Below are 14,912 nucleotides of genomic sequence, written 5' to 3'. Positions count from 1 at the left end.
TGGGTCACGCGAGTGCCGCGGCGAGCAGCGCGAGCGCCGTCGTGAGCGCCAGCGCCCACAGCGCCGCGTGGAGCGACGTGTCGACGCGCTCGTCCCGCCCGGCCAGCGAGCCGAGGTGGGCCGAGAGGGCCGCGCCCCTCGCCGACGCCGCGTCGCCGACGCGGACGAACGACGCTGCCGTCGCGGTGGCGACCCGCGCCGCCGCCGGGTGCAGCACCCGGTCGACGTCGACGGCCGGGAGGCGGGCGATTGGCCCGCGGAGGACGACGAAGCCGACGACGCCGACGGCGGTGGCCGCGAGCGCCTTCGTGAGTTCGCTCGCCGCGTACGGCTCGAAGCTCCCCGGGTCGCCGGCGAACAGCCCCAAGAAGGCGGTGGGAAAGACCCCGAAGAGGACGCAGGGCACGGCGACGACGACGAGCGAGACGGACAGCGTCCGGGGGGCGCGGGCGACGGGAACCCGGGCGGGGGCGGCGCGGACGAACGCGTAGTAGCCGAACTTCGCGAACGACAGGACCGTGCCGACGCTCCCGGCGACGAGCGCCCACCAGAGCAGGTCCCCGCCGAGGGGACCGAGCGCGACGCCGGTGCCGGCGCTCTCGACAGCCTTGGTGACGAGGCCCTTGCTGACGAAGCCGGAGAAACCGGGGAAGCCCGCGATGGCCAGCGCCGCGACGAGGAACGTCGCGAACGTGAGCGGCATCCGCCGGGCGAGGCCGCCGAGGCGCTTCAGCGACTCCTCCCCCGTGCGGATGACGATGGCGCCGGCGACCATGAACAGCAGGCCCTTGTAGAGGACGTGTGCCGTCAGGTGGGCGAACGCGCCCGTGAGGCCGGCGGCCGTGCCGATGCCGACGGCGACGACCATGTACCCCACCTGCGAGACGATGTGGTACGAGAGCAGTCGTCGCAGATCGGTCTGGAGGACCGCCTGCGTCACGCCGTACAGGATCATCACGGCGCCGAGCCAGGCGACGACGACGCTCCCGTCGGGGACGACGCGCGCGAGGACGTAGACGGCGACCTTCGTGGTGAAGCCCGCCAGCACGACGCTCGCGGCGACGTGCGGCACCGGGTAGGTCTCCGAGAGCCAGGCGTGGAGACCGACGACGCCGAGGTTGACGCTCACGCCGACCAGCGCGAGCGCGGTCGGCAGGCCGGGGGTGAAGCCGTCGCCGTAGAGGAACGTCCCCGTCGCCGTGAACTGCAGCGCGACGCCCGCGACGAGGAACGCCCCGCCGAGAAGGTGGTAGACGGCGTACCTGAACGCGACCCGGACGGCCTCGCCGCCGTGGTGCCAGACCAACACGGTGGAGGCGACGGCCAGCAGTTCCCACGCGACGAGGAGCGTCAGCCAGTCCCCGGCGACGACGGCGGCGACGCCCGCGCCCATGTAGCAGAGGGCGTACGCGGTCTGCCGGCCGTCGGCACCGGTCGCGTAGCCGTAGAGCACGTTCGCGGCGGCGACGAACCCGAACAGCGCGGCGACGGGGCGAGTCAGACCGTCCACGCGGAGGAGGACCTGCTCGAAGCCCAGCGGTGCCACCGAGAGGACGGTGCCGGCCGGGAGCGCGAACGCCCACGGGACCGTTACGAGCGTGAGAGCGACCGCGAGGGCGTGCCCCGGCCTCCGCGGCAGCGTCGCAGCGGCGACTGCTGCGACGACGAACGCGACCCAGAGCGGCAGGGTGAGCACGTCGGTCATCCGAACACCTCCCACACGACGGTCTCGGCGAGTTCCCAGAACGGGAGCGCGGTCGGGACGACGCCCAGGAGGACCGCCCCGCCGGCCGTCACGAGGACGGGGACGAGGAGGAACGGCGTGGTCTCCGCGCCGAGCGACCGGCGTTCCCACCGAGTGGGAGTGACGTACCCACCGTCGGTCGCGTGTGGCGGAGCGAACGCGTGCCGACTCGCCGATCCGTCGTCGCCGCGCTCGCCGAAGAACGCCACGTAGACGACCGGCCAGAAGTACAGCAGCTTCAACACGCCCGCGACGAGGTAGACCGCGACGACCACGGGAGAGACCGCCGCCGCCCCGAGGACGAGGTGGAACTTGCTGACGAAGCCCGCCACGAGCGGGAAGCCGACGAGTCCCGCCGCGGCGACGGCGAAGGCCGTCATCGTCAGCGGGAGGCGTCGGCCGATGCCCGCGAGGTCCGAGACGTACTTCTCGCCGGTCTCGGCGTACACCAGCCCCGCCGCGAAGAACAGGGTGATCTTCATGAACGCGTGGGCGACCACGTGCAGCAGCGCGCCGAACACCGCGAGCGGGGTCGCGAGGCCGAGGCCGAGCGCGATGTACGACAGTTGGCCGATGGTCGAGTACGCCAGCCCGCGCTTGAGGTTGTCCTGGCGGATGCCGACGACGCCCGCGACGAGCATCGTGGCGGCGGCGGCGACGGCGAGCGGGAGGCCGACGCCGAGGTCCCACGTCGTCTCCGGTCCGAAGGTGTAGAGGACCGTTCGCGCGAGCGCGAACACGCCGCTCTTGACGACGGCGACGGCGTGGAGGAGTCCGGAGACGGGCGTCGGGGCGACCATCGCGGCCGGGAGCCACGAGTGGAGCGGGACGAACGCCGTCTTGACGCCGAAGCCGACGACGAGCAGGGCGAACGCGGCGCGGGCGAGTGTCGGGTCCGCAGTCGCGAGCGCGGCGATGCCGCCCGGCGTGAACGCCACCGTCCCGGTGAGGACGGCGACGAGGACGACGCCCGCGAGGACGGCGACGCCGCCGCCGAGCGTGTACGCGACGTACGTCCGGCCGGCGTTCCGGGCCGTCTCCGAGCCCGCGTGAACGACGAGCGGGTAGGTCGCGAGCGTCAGCAGTTCGTAGAAGACGAACAGCGTGAACAGGTTCGCCGAGAGGGCGACGCCCATCGTGGCGGCGATGCTCGCGGCGAAAGCGGCGAAGTACCGCGTCTGTGACTCCTCCCGCAGGGTTCGCATGTAGCCGATGCTGTAGACGCTGGTGACGAGCCACAGCGTCGCCGCCAACAGGGCGAAGAGCAGGCCGGCCGCGTCGGCCCGGAGGACGAACTCGACGCCGGCGACCGAGCCGAGCGACGTGGCGGGCGTCCCGGGCGCCTGGACCATGAGCCAGACGGTCGCGAGGAGCACCAGGGACGCGAGGAGCGTCACGGCCTCTCTGAGGTTCGCACGCGCGCTGACGGCGTAGACCAGCGGCACCGCGAGTGCCGGAATCGCGACGGCGGCGAGCGGCAGGTACTCCCCGATCACAGCCACCCCTCCACGACCGGCGCGACCCACTCGGCCAGCGCCGTCGAGCCGAGGCCGAGACCGACGAGGGCGACCGCCGAGACGACGACCACGCCGGTCGCGCGCCGGCGGAACGCGGGGGAAACGGCCGTCCCGGACGCGGGTTTGGCCTCGGACGCGGCCTCCCCACCGTCGGTGACGACGGGCGCCGAACCGACCGCCACCGGTTCGGGCGCGAGGAAGAGCCGCTCCACCACGCGGCCCGCGTACGCGAGCGAGACGAGCGTGCTGAGGAGGACGACGCCCGCGACGAGCCACGCTCGAGTCTCAACAGCGGCGAGCGCGAGATACCACTTGCCGGCGAAGCCCACGGTGGGCGGGAGGCCGACGAGCGAGGCGAACGCGCAGGCGACGCCGACAGCGACGACGGGAGCGTCGCGGGCGAGTCGGGCGTAGTCGGCGACCGTCGTCGCGCCGAACTCCCGGTCGAACAGGCCGACGGCGACGTAGAGGCCGCCCTTGGCGACGGCGTTCGCCACGAGGAGGACGAGCGCCGCCGTCACGGCCGCGGGCGTCGCCAGCGCCACCCCGACGACGACGAGCCCGAACTGCAGGATGGAGGAGTACGCGAGGAAGCGGCGGACGTCGGTCTGCCGGAAGGTGAGGTAGCCGCCCGCGGCGACGCTGACGAGGCCGGCGGCGAGGAGGCCCACCTCCGCGAGGGGCACCGCCGCGAGGAACGACCCGGTGAACACGTCGAAGACGAGACGGACGAGCGCGTAGCCCGGGACGGTAGAGCCGAGCGTCGCCAGCAGCGCGCTCACGTCGAGCGCCGAGGCGGCGTAGGCGTCGGGCTTCCACGCGTGGAGCGGGAACAGCGCGAGCTTCACGCCCAACCCGACGGCGATGAGAACGAACGCCGCGACGACGAGCGGCGAGTCGTAGCCGACCGCGGGGAGGGCGGTCCGGAGGTCCGCCATCGCGAGCGTGCCGGTGGCGACGTAGAGGTAGCCGACACCGAGGAGGTACAGGGTCGCCCCGACGGTCCCCACGAGGAGGTAGTGGAGCGCGGCGAGCGCCGCCCTCGTCCCCCGACGACTCGCGACGAGTGCGTACGCCGCCAGCCCCGAGATTTCGAGGAAGACGTAGAGGTTGAACACGTCGGCGGTGACGGTCATGCCCGTCAGGCCGGCGGTGAAGAGGAGCCACAGGCTGTCGGTGGGACCGGTGGCGTCGGTCCGGACCGTGACGTAGAGGAGCCAGGAGGCCACGGCGACGAGGACGACGAAGACGCTCGACACCGGGTCGACGACGAGGGCGATTCCCACCGCGGCGGGCAGGCCGCCCACGACGGTCCAGACCGGCCCGCTCGTCGCGACGACGACCGTGACGGCGAGCGCGAGCGCGACCTGTGCGGTCAGAATCCCCGCCGTCACGACGCGGCCGCGTCGGGTCGCGCCGAGGACGAACGGCGCGACGGCACCGACGAGCGGGAGCGCGACGAGAAGTGGGAGGAGGTCGCTCGGGGTCACGGCTGGGGTTCCTCCGGGACTGTCGGGCCCTCTCGCTTCGCTCGGATCTCGCGTTCGCTGAACGTACCGTGGGCGTCGGAGAGTCGGACGACCAGCGCCAGCGCGACGGCCGTGACGCTCACGCCGACGACGATGGCCGTCAGGATGAGCACGTGCGGCAGGGGGTTGACGTACGGCCCGGCCGCGGAGACGAGAGGGGCGCGCCCGCCGGTTCGGAACGCCGCCGTGATGAAGAACAGGAAGACCCCCGTCTGAAAGAGGTTCAGGCCGACGACCTTCTTCACGAGGTCGTCCTCGTCGACGAGGACGAACAGACCGACGCCGACCAAGAGCGCGTAGACGACGTACGCGCCCGACTGCGAGAGCGCCGACGTGACGGTCACGCGCGCTCACCTCCGTCGGTCCGAGCGTCCGCGTCGGCGGACGGTCCGGCGAGGGCGACGAACAGCACGACGATGACGGCCCCGACGGTTGCGCCGATGCCGAGTTCGATGGCCTCCGTGGCGTACACCGATGCCTTCGGAATCGGGAGGGTATCGAACTGCAGGAAGGCGCCGCCGCTGGCGACGCCGGCGAGGGCGACGGCGACGAAGACGAGCGGCGCGGTGACGACGAGCGCGCGGAGCGTCCCCGCGGAGAGCCACGCGGCGGTGTCGCGGACGCCGAAGGCGAACGCGAGCGTCACCACTGTCGCCGCGACGACGACGCCGCCCTGGAAGCCGCCGCCGACCGAACTGGTCCCGTGAAAGAGCGTGAAGAGCGCGAACGTCAGGACGAACGGCGCGAGGGTCCGGACGGTCACCGTGACGACCGGACTGTCCGCCCGCCGGGGCGCGCCGCTCATACGACCGTCTCCCGGCCGAGGACGGCCAGCACCGCGACGGCGGCCGCGAAGACGACCGCGATTTCGCCGAACGTGTCGAACCCGCGGTAGACGACGAGAACGGCGGTCACGGCGTTGTCGATGCCGCGGTCGACCGTGTCGGCGAGGTAAAACTCCGTGACGGCGCCGAACGCCGGGGAGTCAGCCGCCCCCACAGCGGGGAGCGCCGGCACCGTGAGGAGCAACCCGACGGTCACGAGGCCGGCGACGGCGAACGACGCGGGGCGCATCCGCTCTGCGGGTGCCTCGGGGAGGCGTCCCGTCTCGGGGTCGGTCGCCCGGCGGACCACGAGGAGGAACAGCGCGGTGGTGACGCCGGCGCCGACGGCCGCCTCGGTGAGCGCGACGTCGGGTGCGCGGAAGAACACCCAGACCATCGCGAGGCCGAGGCTGTACGCGGCGAATGCGACGAGCGTTGCGAGGAGTGTCCGCGCGGCGGCCGTCGCCAGGGCGGTCACGACGACGAAGCCCAGCAGAGCGACGAGCAGGACGTCGGAGGGAATCATCGGGAGCCTCCACCGGTGCCGGTCGTCGCCTCGGGCCGGTCGTGAGTGGACGGTCCCGGGTCCCGGTTCGAACGGGTCCACGGCGTCGCCCCGGCGAGCGCGGCCGCCCGGACGATGGCGTGAGCGGCCGTCGGCCCGGTCACGAGGAGGAACATCGCGAGCAGCGCGAGTTTCACCGTCGTCGCGCCCTGTCCGAAGGCGACGGCGGCGGCGAGCAGGCCGAACAGCGCGCCGAGCGTCTCGCTCTTCGACGCCGCGTGGGCACGGGCGAACACGTCCGGGAGGCGGGCGAAGCCGACGACAGCGACGAGCGAGAAGAAGACGCTCGCGGCGACGAGGGCGACGACGGCGGCCTCGTACGGCGTCACAGCAGCCCCCCCTGCTCGACGGAGAACCGCGCGAGACCGAGCGAGAGCAGGAAGTTCAGCAGGGCGTACACGAGCGCCACGTCGAGGAAGCCCGGTTCACCCAGCGCCGCGCCGAGGAGCGCGATGACGACGACGGCCGCGGTGCCGACGACGTTGACCGCGACGACGCGGTCCGCCGTCGTCGGTCCCACGACGACGCGCCAGCAGAGCGCGGCGGCGAGAACGACGAGCGCGGCGCTGCCTGCGAGCAGTGCCGTCGAGACCAGGGGTGTCACACCGACCCCTCCGTCCGTCCCTCGACAGCGGTTTCGGCGTCGGGCGCGGGGAGCGGTTCACCCGTGACGTACGCGACCCAGCGCGCGAGCGAGCCTTCCAAGAGATCCGCTCTGCTCGCGGCGGTCAGCGCGTGGACGACGAGTTCGCCGTCGGCCACGTCGACGGTGACGGTTCCGGGAGTGAGAGTGATACTGTTCGCTAAGAGCGCGCGACCGAAGGCGCTCTGGGGCGCCGGAACGCGAACCACGGCCGGGTCGATGGGAAGGTCGGGGTCGAGGACGACGCGGACCAGCGAGAGGTTGGCACGGACGACCGCAGCGAGAAGCACCGGGAGGAAGACGAGCGCGCGGCCGAACGCCCCGGCGGTCGCAACGGAGGGCGTTCGCTCGAAGGCGATGCGCCCCAAGACGGCGCCGACGACCAGCGCACTCACCGCGCCGGTCACGAGGTCGAACGGGTCGGTCGGGTCGCCGAGCGCGAGGTAGAAGCCGAACGCGACGAGCACCGTCGCGCCGAATCGGGTGGCCGTCGACCGCGTCGACCCGGTCGCCACTGCCAGTCGGGTCACGCCCCGCCTCCCAAGCGACCACCGGTCCGCAATTTAATCATATTCTGGTAAAAGAATCCAGTCTATTTGACCGTATCGGTAAATTTTAGATTCATTTATGCTCTCTCGCTACAACGCATGGGTATGGGACGAGCACAGCGACGGACACCGGACGGGGACGCGGACGCACACACGAAAGACGCATCCGACACGGACGGGTGGCGGGTCCCGTGGAACGACGCGACAGCAGCGGGGTTCCCGGACCGGTTCTGGGTGCTCGTGACCGGTCTGCTCGTCGTCACCCTGCCGGCGTTGACGCTGCTGGTGGCGTACGTGGCGCTGACGGCGACACGGAGCGTCGCCCTCGGGCAACTCACGCTGGCGGAGGCGGCCGAACTGTACCTCATCGAAGTCGTGGCGTTCGCCGCGTTCAGCTACCTCCTGTACCGCCTCACGCTGTACAGCGCCCGCCGGAAAGTGGTCGGGTCCAGCGACGACCTCTCAAGGGAGGGACGCCCGAACGTCGAACGGAGCGAGACGGAGTGACGCCGGGTGCTCGCCAATCGGAAGTGTGGGTCCAGGCGGCTCAGAAGGAGGTACCGAGGGCTCTATACCCCACATAGCAGCCGTTAACCGGAAGCCGACGCGACCCATCAGGCATGAGCGACGAGACGATCACATTCGGGTTCGTCTGCGTACAGAACGCCGGGCGGAGTCAGATGTCGGCCGCGTTCGCCGAGCGCGAACGGGACCGACGCGGGCTCGGCGACCGGGTCGACATCGTCACCGGCGGCACCCACCCGGCGGACCACGTCCACGAAGAAGTCGTCGAGACGATGCGCGAACTCGACATCGACCTCTCGGACCGGACGCCCCGCGAGGTGTCGACGGCGGAACTGGAAGCGTGTGACGTCGTCGCCACGATGGGCTGTTCGACGCTCGAACTCGACGCCGACGACGTCGACGTGCGCGACTGGGCGCTCACCGACCCGGACGGGAAGAGCGAAGAGGAGGTCCGAGCGATCAGGGACGACATCGAGGCGCGCGTGGTCGCGCTGTTCGACGAGTACTTCGTCGAAGAGCGGACGGCAGAGTCGGCGTAGACCCGGGACCGAGCGGCTGCAGCGGGTCGGGCACGGTCCGGCCCACCTCCCGCCGTCTCTCTGGCGGGTGAGACGCCGAGCGGAACGGCTCGTCACGCCTGGGTGCGTACGACGCCGGCCGTCCGCCGTCGCCACGACACCCTGTCCGGATTGGGAGGACTGGAACACCGTATCGGCCGAGCGCCGGTACGGGCAGCGATTACTCACTCTCCGGCGCGCGTCCGTCCGCTCACTCCTCGACGACTATCGTTCCGACCATGCCGGCGGCCTCGTGGGGCGCACAGTAGTAGCCGTGCGTGCCGGGGGTCTCGAACGTGTGGACGTACGACTCGCCTGCCTGGATGGCACCCGCACCCTCCTCCCAGCCGGCCTCGGCCGCCTCCTGGGACTCGAAGCCGCCGGAGGCCCAGTACGCGGCGCCTTCGGGAATCTCGTCCTCGTACGCGAACACGGTGTGGGGCTCGCCGCCGACGTGCTCGAAGGCGACCGTGTCGCCGACGCTCACGGTGAGTTCCTTCGGCTCGAACGCGACAGCCTGCATCGCCACGACGTGGTCGGCGTCGTCGGGGATGCCCTCGACGACGTTCGGACCACCCTGGAGGTCGGAGTCGCCGCCCGACTCGCCGCTGTCTCCCTCGCCCGCGTCGACGGGGGCTCTGTCGAGCGCGCCGGCGACGGCGAACTGCGCGCGGAGCGTCGCCGCGGCGAACGCCGACAGCGTCTCCCCCGACATCGACTCGATGAACGCGCCGAGTCGCTCCTCGAACGTCTCGTACGTGCCCTCGTCAGCCTCTTCGAGGAGTTCGTGAACCCGCGCCTCCTCGAAGTCGACGAAGACGTCCTGTGCGAGCGCCCCGGCCATCCCGCCGAACGAGTCTCCCGAACTCCTCACGACGGCGTACATCGCCGCGACGGCCTCGGCGTTGAACGCCTGTGCGGCGGCGGTGACGTCACCGTCGCCCGACGCCGCCTCGCTGATCGCGCTCAGTTCCGCCTCGAACGTCTCGTACAGTTCCTCGTCGGCCTCTTCGAGCGCCTCGTGGAAGCCGCCCGCCCCCTCCTCGAAGCCGGCGAAGGTCTCCTGAACGATGGTCGCTGCGCGCTCCGTGCGGCCGAGCGCGGCGACGCCGCTCGCGTCGAACCCACGTGCGGCCATGAAGCCCGCCTCGGCATCCGAGACGTGTGCCACGGTCCCGGCCTCCGCCTCGAACTGCAGGAGAGCACCCATCGCACCCGTGAGGTGGGCGTCGGCCTCCTCGGCGTTGCCGGCGTCGAGCGCCTCGATGGCACCGACGAGGTGTTCCTCCTCGAACGTCTCGTACAGCTCCGCGGAGGTCTCCTCCAGAGTCTCGTGGAAGTCGGCCTCGTTCGCCTCGAACGTCTGGAACAGGCCCTGTGCGACCGCCCTCGCGCCCGCCATGTCGCCCGCCTCGAACAGTTCGCGGGCGTCGCCGAGCCGAGAGCGGAAGTAGCCCGCCTCCAGCACGGCGGGTTCGGGTCCGGATCCGAGCGTCGTTACACCGGTCACGAGGCTCTCATGAATCGTCGATATCGCCGAGGAGACACCCTCGTCGTCGCCCGCGTCGATGGCCTCGATGAGGGCACTGAGCCCGTCGTCCTCGAAACCGGTGTACGCCTCCTCGCTGGCTTCTTCGAGCGCCTCGTGCGCCCGAGCGCCCTCGAAGTGCTGGAAGACGCTCCGAACGGCTGATCGCGCCGCGTCCGACTCGCCGGCGGCGTAGAGCCAGCCGGCATCGTCGACGCGCGCCCGGTAGAGCGTGAGCGCGGCGGCGTGGGCGAAGTCGGTCGAGGGACCACCGAGTCCCGACAGCGCCGCGGCGTCGAACGCCTCGGCCTGGTACGTCGACAGGTGGCCGGTCCCGGCGACGGCCGGCGTCCCAGAGACCGCATACGAGCCGGAGACTGCGGCGGCGAGCGCGTCGTCGGCAGCCGACTGCGCGGCCTCGACGTCGCCGGAGTCCGCGGCGTCGACGACCGACTCGACTCCGCCCTCGAACGCCCCGTACGACTCCGAATCGGCTTCCTCGACCAGGTCGTGGACCTCGCTGGCCTCGAACGCCTCCATGGCGCGTTCGGCGACGGTCACCGCCGCCTCGGCGTCGACGGGGGCGACGACGGCCGCGTTCTTCACACGCGTCCCGAGCAACTGCAGGTCGAACGCCGCCGCGGTCCCCGCGTCGGTTCGGCCGCGGATGGCCGACTGGAGCTGCTGGTCCGCGTCGCTCGCGGCGTCGCGTGCTTCGTCGAGCGAGCCGGCCTCCAGCGCCGACCCGAGCTCCCCGAGGTTCGACTCGAACGACTCGTACACCTGTTCGTTCGTCGCCTCCAGCTGTTCGTGTGCTCCCCACTCGCCCGAAGACTGCTCGAAACGCGCGAAGACGTTCTGTGCGACGCTCGCGCCGTCGGCAAACGAACCTGCGGTGCCGAGCGCGACGGCATCGAAGAGCCGGGCTCGCATCGCGTTCCACTCGGCCGCCACGGCGGTCTCGGCACTCGCCGTGGCCGCCTCGGGCTCTGACTCCGACGACGAGGTGTCCGTCGAACCGCTCGATTCGCTCGAACTGCTCGTCCCGGTCGAACCGCTCGTCTCCGTCGCAGTCGACTCCGAGTTCGCCTCGTTACAGCCTGCGAGTCCGCCAACGAGAAGCGCAGCGCCTGTCGTCCTGAGAACGCCACGTCTGGTCTGGTGCATGTGTTTTAGGCATGCCTAAACGACGTAAAATACCTTCGAATTTTAGGTGCGCCTAATACAGAACGAACTCGGGAGTACGGGAACGGGGAGAGCCGACTGCTCGGTGTTGTCGACGTGTCTGACGGAGTTTCCAGTGACGTATCCGGTCCTCGGCGCGTGTGTGTCGGTGGCTTCGGGGTGTGTCGCGGGACAGCGTGCCGTTCGGGCCGACCCGGTCAGGCGAGTGTGACGTGGTCAGGCCCCGTAACCACAGGGCGACAGGGGTCGCTGCCACGTCGGAGATCGGTTCGTGGACGGTTGCGTGCCGTTCAGTCGAGCCCCTCGGCGAGTTCGGCGTACTTCTCGCGGAACCGCGACTCACACGAGGGGCAGCAGAACTGGTAGAGGTCGCCGTCGATACGAGTGGACACCCCCTCGCTGTCGACGGTGTTCCCACACTGTGCGCACGAGAGGCCGAACTCCGTCCCCGAGAGGTCCGGCGACCAGTCGGTCGCCGAGAGGAGCGTCACCTCGTACGAGTCGACGGCGTCCCTGTCGACGACGTCGAACAGCCACGCGGCGACGTCGCTGTCGGGCACACGCGCGTGGAACACGAGGTGCGATTCCGCGGTGGTGAAGACGTGTTCGACGGGTCCGACGTCGAGGAGGTCCTCGCGGAGCGTCGGGAGGTCGACGCTCCGGTCGAGTGTGAGGTCGACGAGGACGGGCGTCCCGCCGTGGAACTTGGTCCGGTCGATGTCGACGGTGAACCGGCGGACGACGCCGACCTCCTCGAGCCGCGCGACGCGGTCCGAAACCGCGGGCGGGGAGAGGCCGACGACGTCCGCGATGTCGCTGTACGGCCGGCGTGCGTCGGCGAGGAGGAGCCGAACGATCTCGAGGTCGGTCTCGTCGAGGTCGCGCATACCCACCGTCCGATCCGGTGTACCAAAAGTGATGCGGCCGTTCGGCTTCGGATTCGAAGTCTCAAAGGCGATACATGCCCCGGACCGAAACGTCGCCGGCTTCGAACGGGAGTGTGTATCACGGTTCGGCGACACCCGGGCAAAAATACCCAACTAGTTGGGTAGTGTCGATATATCCGTTGCGCTCCTGTGTGGAAATAGGGCAGACATCCCTGCCACATCGACCATGAGTCACTGCACATACTGCGACACGTTCGTTTCGACCGACTTCGTGCGCGTCTTCGGCGACGAGAAGGGCCGCGTCTACGCCTGTCCGAACTGCACGGCGAACGCTGGCATCCAGCAGGTGAGCACCGAACGCAAAGCATCGATGATGGGGTGACTTCCGGACCGACGTCGTCGCCCGACATCCGGTCCCCCTCCCATCGAGACCCCCGGACGACACTCGTTTTCACTTCTATCGACGGGGAGCGACGGCAGAGAATCGCGCGGGGCGGAACTGACACGCTCCGTCGTCGTCGTGGCCCCCACCGCGGGCGCTGTCGCTCGCGGGCGTGAGACGTTCAAAGAACGTAGTGGTATGCCGTTACCTCGTCTGAGACTGGAGACGACGAGAACCGAGTTACAGCCGCGTCAGGTTCGCCGCGCGGGGACCCTTGGGGGAGTCCTGAATCTCGAATTCGACTTCCTGTCCTTCTTCCAGGTCAGGGCCGCCAACGTCTTCCATGTGGAAGAACACGTCCTCGTCCGAGTCCTCAGTATCGATGAAACCGTAGCCGCCAGTGTCGTTGAAGAAATCAACCGTACCTTTCGCCATTGCGGCTGAACAAAACCGCGTTAAGTTCATAAGCCTTCCGAAAGAGTTCAGCGATATCTCCGTTTCTGTAGACAGTCGACCAATCTAGAGCGGATGCCGACCGAATCCGACGGGACCGTCCGATTCGTCGACTGGAACCGACGACATCGGGTGGAAGAGCCCAGGTAACCGCCGTATCGTCAGTTCGCTCACCAGGAGACTCAGTCGTCCCGTTCGGGCGACCCGCTGAGCCACAGTTTGAGCCAGTCCGCGAGCGGGCCGCGCATCCCATCGACGGTGACGGTGACGCTGCCGTTGAACCGCCAGCGCGCCCGCTCGGGGTCGTCGCCGTACGAGATCGGAACGTCGACGGTGAAATCGTCGGCCACGAGCCGTATCGCCTCCTCCCGGTCGATCTCCTCGTCGAGCACCTGCTCGACGACGTCCAGCCACGTCCGCCCCGGCGGGTCCAACTCGTGGAGCTGTCCGGTCATACGTTCGCTTCGGCGTCGAGGCTCTTGTGTCTGTGCCTCTCTGAAGTGGTGGGTCCGGTGTGGTGCGGTCTGAATCGGGAGGCGAATCGGAGCGATAAGACGAGCGTGAACGCGATGGTCGTGCGGTACACGGACGTTGTAAAAACGGAGCCACAGAGCGCCTACCGGAGCGCGCGCCGAAGCGTCGCGACCCCGTCGGCGAGTTCCCGACCGACTGCACCGACTCCCCCGCCGAGGCGGAGTTCGGCCGGCGCGACGCCGAGTTGTCGGGAGAGAGCGCCCGGCCGAGCGTCGACACCAACGACGCCGACGGTCCGACCGTGAACGCGGAGTTCGACGGTGAGGTCGGTCGTGTGCAACAGCGCGTCAAGTCGGGCCGTCCGGGCCGACGAGACGGCGCCCGCGCGGAGCACCCGAACCGCGTCGGGAACGGACGCGAACTCGACGAACACCCGTTCGCCCGTCGACGTGACCGTCGCGTCGATGCCGTCGATAGAGAGGGTGAGGTCGGCCGAGACGGAGAGCGGAGCGCGCGGATCGTCAGCGTGATCGGACGCTCGGTCGGGGTCGGGGTTCACCGTCCGGTCACTCGCGCTCGCGGGTCGTGACGCGAACCGACCCGTCGAGTCGCCAGTGGGCGTGTTCGGCGTCCTCGCCGGTACCGCTCGGGACGTCGACCTCCATGTCTTCGAACTCGTAGACGATCTCCGCACCGCGCCCCGTCAGCCGGTCGTAGAGACTGATCGCCAGGTCCGGCCACGTCGTCGTCTCCTCGATACGCTTCTCGGGGTCGGTTGACTCCGACATACTGGACGACAAGGCGTGTCGGCACATATACCTTCTTGCCGGCCACGAACCGGGTCGCGGCCGACGATGCGGACGGGCGGCACGCGCTCGTCTGACGCGACCTCGGAAACTAAGTACGGGTCACACGAACGGGTTGGATATGGCGAAGGAGACGGTGCGATACCCGGACGCGCTGGTGGCCCAAATCGAAGCGTTCGTGACCGACTCGTCGGCGTTCGAGTCGAAGTCCGAGTACCACCGGTTCGCCTCCGAGTACCTCCTCTCCTTGCTCGACCCCGACCACCAGCCGTCAGTGCTCGGCTACGGCGAAATCTTCGACGACCTCGGCAGGGAACTCGACGAGGCGTTCGAGGAGCCCTCGGGCGAAGAGCCCTTCTTAGAGACGTACATCCGGGTCCGGCGACACCTGCTTCACGGCGAGGTCGAGGAGGCCCGGTCCGTCGTCGACGAACGGTACGACGTCACCGACCGGGAAGCGCTCCTGCTCGACGAACTCGTCGGCCGGTCGCACGGGGACGGCAACCGACCCACCCCCGCAGGGAACCGTGGGCGGTCGGCGAAGGCGGAGACGGAGGCGAACACCGAACCCCCCGAGTCGTCGAACGTCGGAAACGGGCAGGTGCAAGAGCGCGAGGCGGAGACGTCGACCGAGTCAGAGGCGGAACAGGGGATGGACGTTCCGACCGACGAGACGGTCGTCGAGTCCGAGTACTGACCGTCCGCCGCACCGCGGCTCACGTCACCTCACTCCATCTCGACTCGC

Annotated in this window: 19 protein-coding genes; 4 read left to right on the top strand and 15 right to left on the bottom strand. The window is 69.9% G+C overall.

Annotated elements, in window-relative coordinates; all coding sequences use genetic code 11:
* Positions 1-4: 4 nt before the first annotated feature.
* Genes C2R22_RS00355 through C2R22_RS00315 form a run of 9 tightly spaced genes read right to left on the bottom strand, consistent with a single transcriptional unit; the run spans position 5 to position 7,352 of the window.
* On the bottom strand, positions 5-1,705 hold the full coding sequence (locus tag C2R22_RS00355; RefSeq protein WP_103423811.1) for a proton-conducting transporter transmembrane domain-containing protein: 1,701 nt from the start codon (positions 1,703-1,705) through the stop codon (positions 5-7).
* Entirely contained in the window at positions 1,702-3,246 is a 1,545-nt protein-coding gene (locus tag C2R22_RS00350; RefSeq protein ID WP_103423810.1) for a proton-conducting transporter transmembrane domain-containing protein, read from the bottom strand. Before C2R22_RS00350 ends, C2R22_RS00355 begins: the two co-directional genes overlap by 4 nt.
* Complete coding sequence (locus tag C2R22_RS00345) at positions 3,237-4,751, bottom strand: complex I subunit 5 family protein (RefSeq protein ID WP_216824769.1); 1,515 nt, start codon at positions 4,749-4,751, stop codon at positions 3,237-3,239. The genes C2R22_RS00350 and C2R22_RS00345 overlap by 10 nt, the downstream gene beginning before the upstream one ends.
* Entirely contained in the window at positions 4,748-5,134 is a 387-nt protein-coding gene (locus C2R22_RS00340; RefSeq protein ID WP_103423809.1) for a cation:proton antiporter subunit C, read from the bottom strand. The genes C2R22_RS00345 and C2R22_RS00340 overlap by 4 nt, the downstream gene beginning before the upstream one ends.
* Entirely contained in the window at positions 5,131-5,595 is a 465-nt protein-coding gene (locus C2R22_RS00335; protein WP_103423808.1) for an MnhB domain-containing protein, read from the bottom strand. Before C2R22_RS00335 ends, C2R22_RS00340 begins: the two co-directional genes overlap by 4 nt.
* Positions 5,592-6,140: a DUF4040 domain-containing protein gene (locus tag C2R22_RS00330; protein ID WP_103423807.1), complete on the bottom strand. Its 549-nt coding sequence runs from the start codon at positions 6,138-6,140 to the stop codon at positions 5,592-5,594. Before C2R22_RS00330 ends, C2R22_RS00335 begins: the two co-directional genes overlap by 4 nt.
* The gene (gene mnhG / locus C2R22_RS00325) at positions 6,137-6,508 is read right to left on the bottom strand and encodes a monovalent cation/H(+) antiporter subunit G (RefSeq protein WP_103423806.1); all 372 of its coding nucleotides are present in this window, start codon (positions 6,506-6,508) and stop codon (positions 6,137-6,139) included. Before mnhG ends, C2R22_RS00330 begins: the two co-directional genes overlap by 4 nt.
* On the bottom strand, positions 6,505-6,783 hold the full coding sequence (locus tag C2R22_RS00320; RefSeq protein ID WP_103423805.1) for a monovalent cation/H+ antiporter complex subunit F: 279 nt from the start codon (positions 6,781-6,783) through the stop codon (positions 6,505-6,507). The genes mnhG and C2R22_RS00320 overlap by 4 nt, the downstream gene beginning before the upstream one ends.
* Positions 6,780-7,352, bottom strand: a complete 573-nt coding sequence (locus C2R22_RS00315) for a Na+/H+ antiporter subunit E (protein ID WP_216824768.1) — start codon at positions 7,350-7,352, stop codon at positions 6,780-6,782. The genes C2R22_RS00320 and C2R22_RS00315 overlap by 4 nt, the downstream gene beginning before the upstream one ends.
* Positions 7,353-7,475: 123 nt before the next feature.
* Here C2R22_RS00315 and C2R22_RS00310 point away from each other — a divergent pair, with 123 nt between their 5' ends.
* Both C2R22_RS00310 and C2R22_RS00305 read left to right on the top strand, forming a co-directional pair.
* Positions 7,476-7,877: a hypothetical protein gene (locus C2R22_RS00310; protein WP_103423804.1), complete on the top strand. Its 402-nt coding sequence runs from the start codon at positions 7,476-7,478 to the stop codon at positions 7,875-7,877.
* Between the two features lie 113 nt (positions 7,878-7,990).
* On the top strand, positions 7,991-8,434 hold the full coding sequence (locus C2R22_RS00305) for a low molecular weight phosphatase family protein (RefSeq protein WP_103423803.1): 444 nt from the start codon (positions 7,991-7,993) through the stop codon (positions 8,432-8,434).
* Positions 8,435-8,663: 229 nt separating this feature from the next.
* On the opposite strand, the gene C2R22_RS00300 is transcribed toward C2R22_RS00305, so the two are convergent.
* Both C2R22_RS00300 and C2R22_RS00295 read right to left on the bottom strand, forming a co-directional pair.
* Positions 8,664-11,147: a DUF5059 domain-containing protein gene (locus C2R22_RS00300; RefSeq protein ID WP_103423802.1), complete on the bottom strand. Its 2,484-nt coding sequence runs from the start codon at positions 11,145-11,147 to the stop codon at positions 8,664-8,666.
* A 308-nt stretch (positions 11,148-11,455) separates the two neighbouring features.
* Complete coding sequence (locus C2R22_RS00295; protein ID WP_103423801.1) at positions 11,456-12,052, bottom strand: AsnC family transcriptional regulator; 597 nt, start codon at positions 12,050-12,052, stop codon at positions 11,456-11,458.
* Positions 12,053-12,278: 226 nt separating this feature from the next.
* Here C2R22_RS00295 and C2R22_RS25520 point away from each other — a divergent pair, with 226 nt between their 5' ends.
* Positions 12,279-12,434 carry a DUF7563 family protein gene (locus C2R22_RS25520; RefSeq protein ID WP_173862760.1) on the top strand — a complete coding sequence of 52 codons (156 nt, stop codon included), beginning with the start codon at positions 12,279-12,281 and terminating at the stop codon, positions 12,432-12,434.
* Between the two features lie 240 nt (positions 12,435-12,674).
* Here C2R22_RS25520 and C2R22_RS00290 read toward each other — a convergent pair whose 3' ends face one another.
* The 4 genes from C2R22_RS00290 to C2R22_RS00275 form a co-directional block, all read right to left on the bottom strand.
* Positions 12,675-12,869 (bottom strand): cold-shock protein, encoded by a 195-nt coding sequence (locus C2R22_RS00290; RefSeq protein ID WP_103423800.1) that lies wholly within the window; start codon positions 12,867-12,869, stop codon positions 12,675-12,677.
* A 200-nt stretch (positions 12,870-13,069) separates the two neighbouring features.
* Positions 13,070-13,342, bottom strand: coding sequence for a hypothetical protein (locus tag C2R22_RS00285; RefSeq protein ID WP_103423799.1), 273 nt, complete (start codon positions 13,340-13,342; stop codon positions 13,070-13,072).
* 161 nt (positions 13,343-13,503) lie between these two features.
* Positions 13,504-13,920 carry a peptide ABC transporter ATP-binding protein gene (locus C2R22_RS00280; protein ID WP_103423798.1) on the bottom strand — a complete coding sequence of 139 codons (417 nt, stop codon included), beginning with the start codon at positions 13,918-13,920 and terminating at the stop codon, positions 13,504-13,506.
* A gap of 7 nt (positions 13,921-13,927) precedes the next feature.
* Entirely contained in the window at positions 13,928-14,149 is a 222-nt protein-coding gene (locus C2R22_RS00275) for a hypothetical protein (RefSeq protein WP_103423797.1), read from the bottom strand.
* Between the two features lie 139 nt (positions 14,150-14,288).
* On the opposite strand from C2R22_RS00275, the gene C2R22_RS00270 reads away from it, so the two are divergent.
* Positions 14,289-14,864, top strand: coding sequence for a hypothetical protein (locus C2R22_RS00270; RefSeq protein WP_216824767.1), 576 nt, complete (start codon positions 14,289-14,291; stop codon positions 14,862-14,864).
* Positions 14,865-14,912 lie beyond the last annotated feature (48 nt).

It is taken from the genome of Salinigranum rubrum (genome assembly GCF_002906575.1).
In the GTDB taxonomy this organism is placed as follows: domain Archaea; phylum Halobacteriota; class Halobacteria; order Halobacteriales; family Haloferacaceae; genus Salinigranum; species Salinigranum rubrum.
Note: the sequence above shows the minus strand (reverse complement) of the source record. Positions and strands in the feature narration are given on the sequence as shown.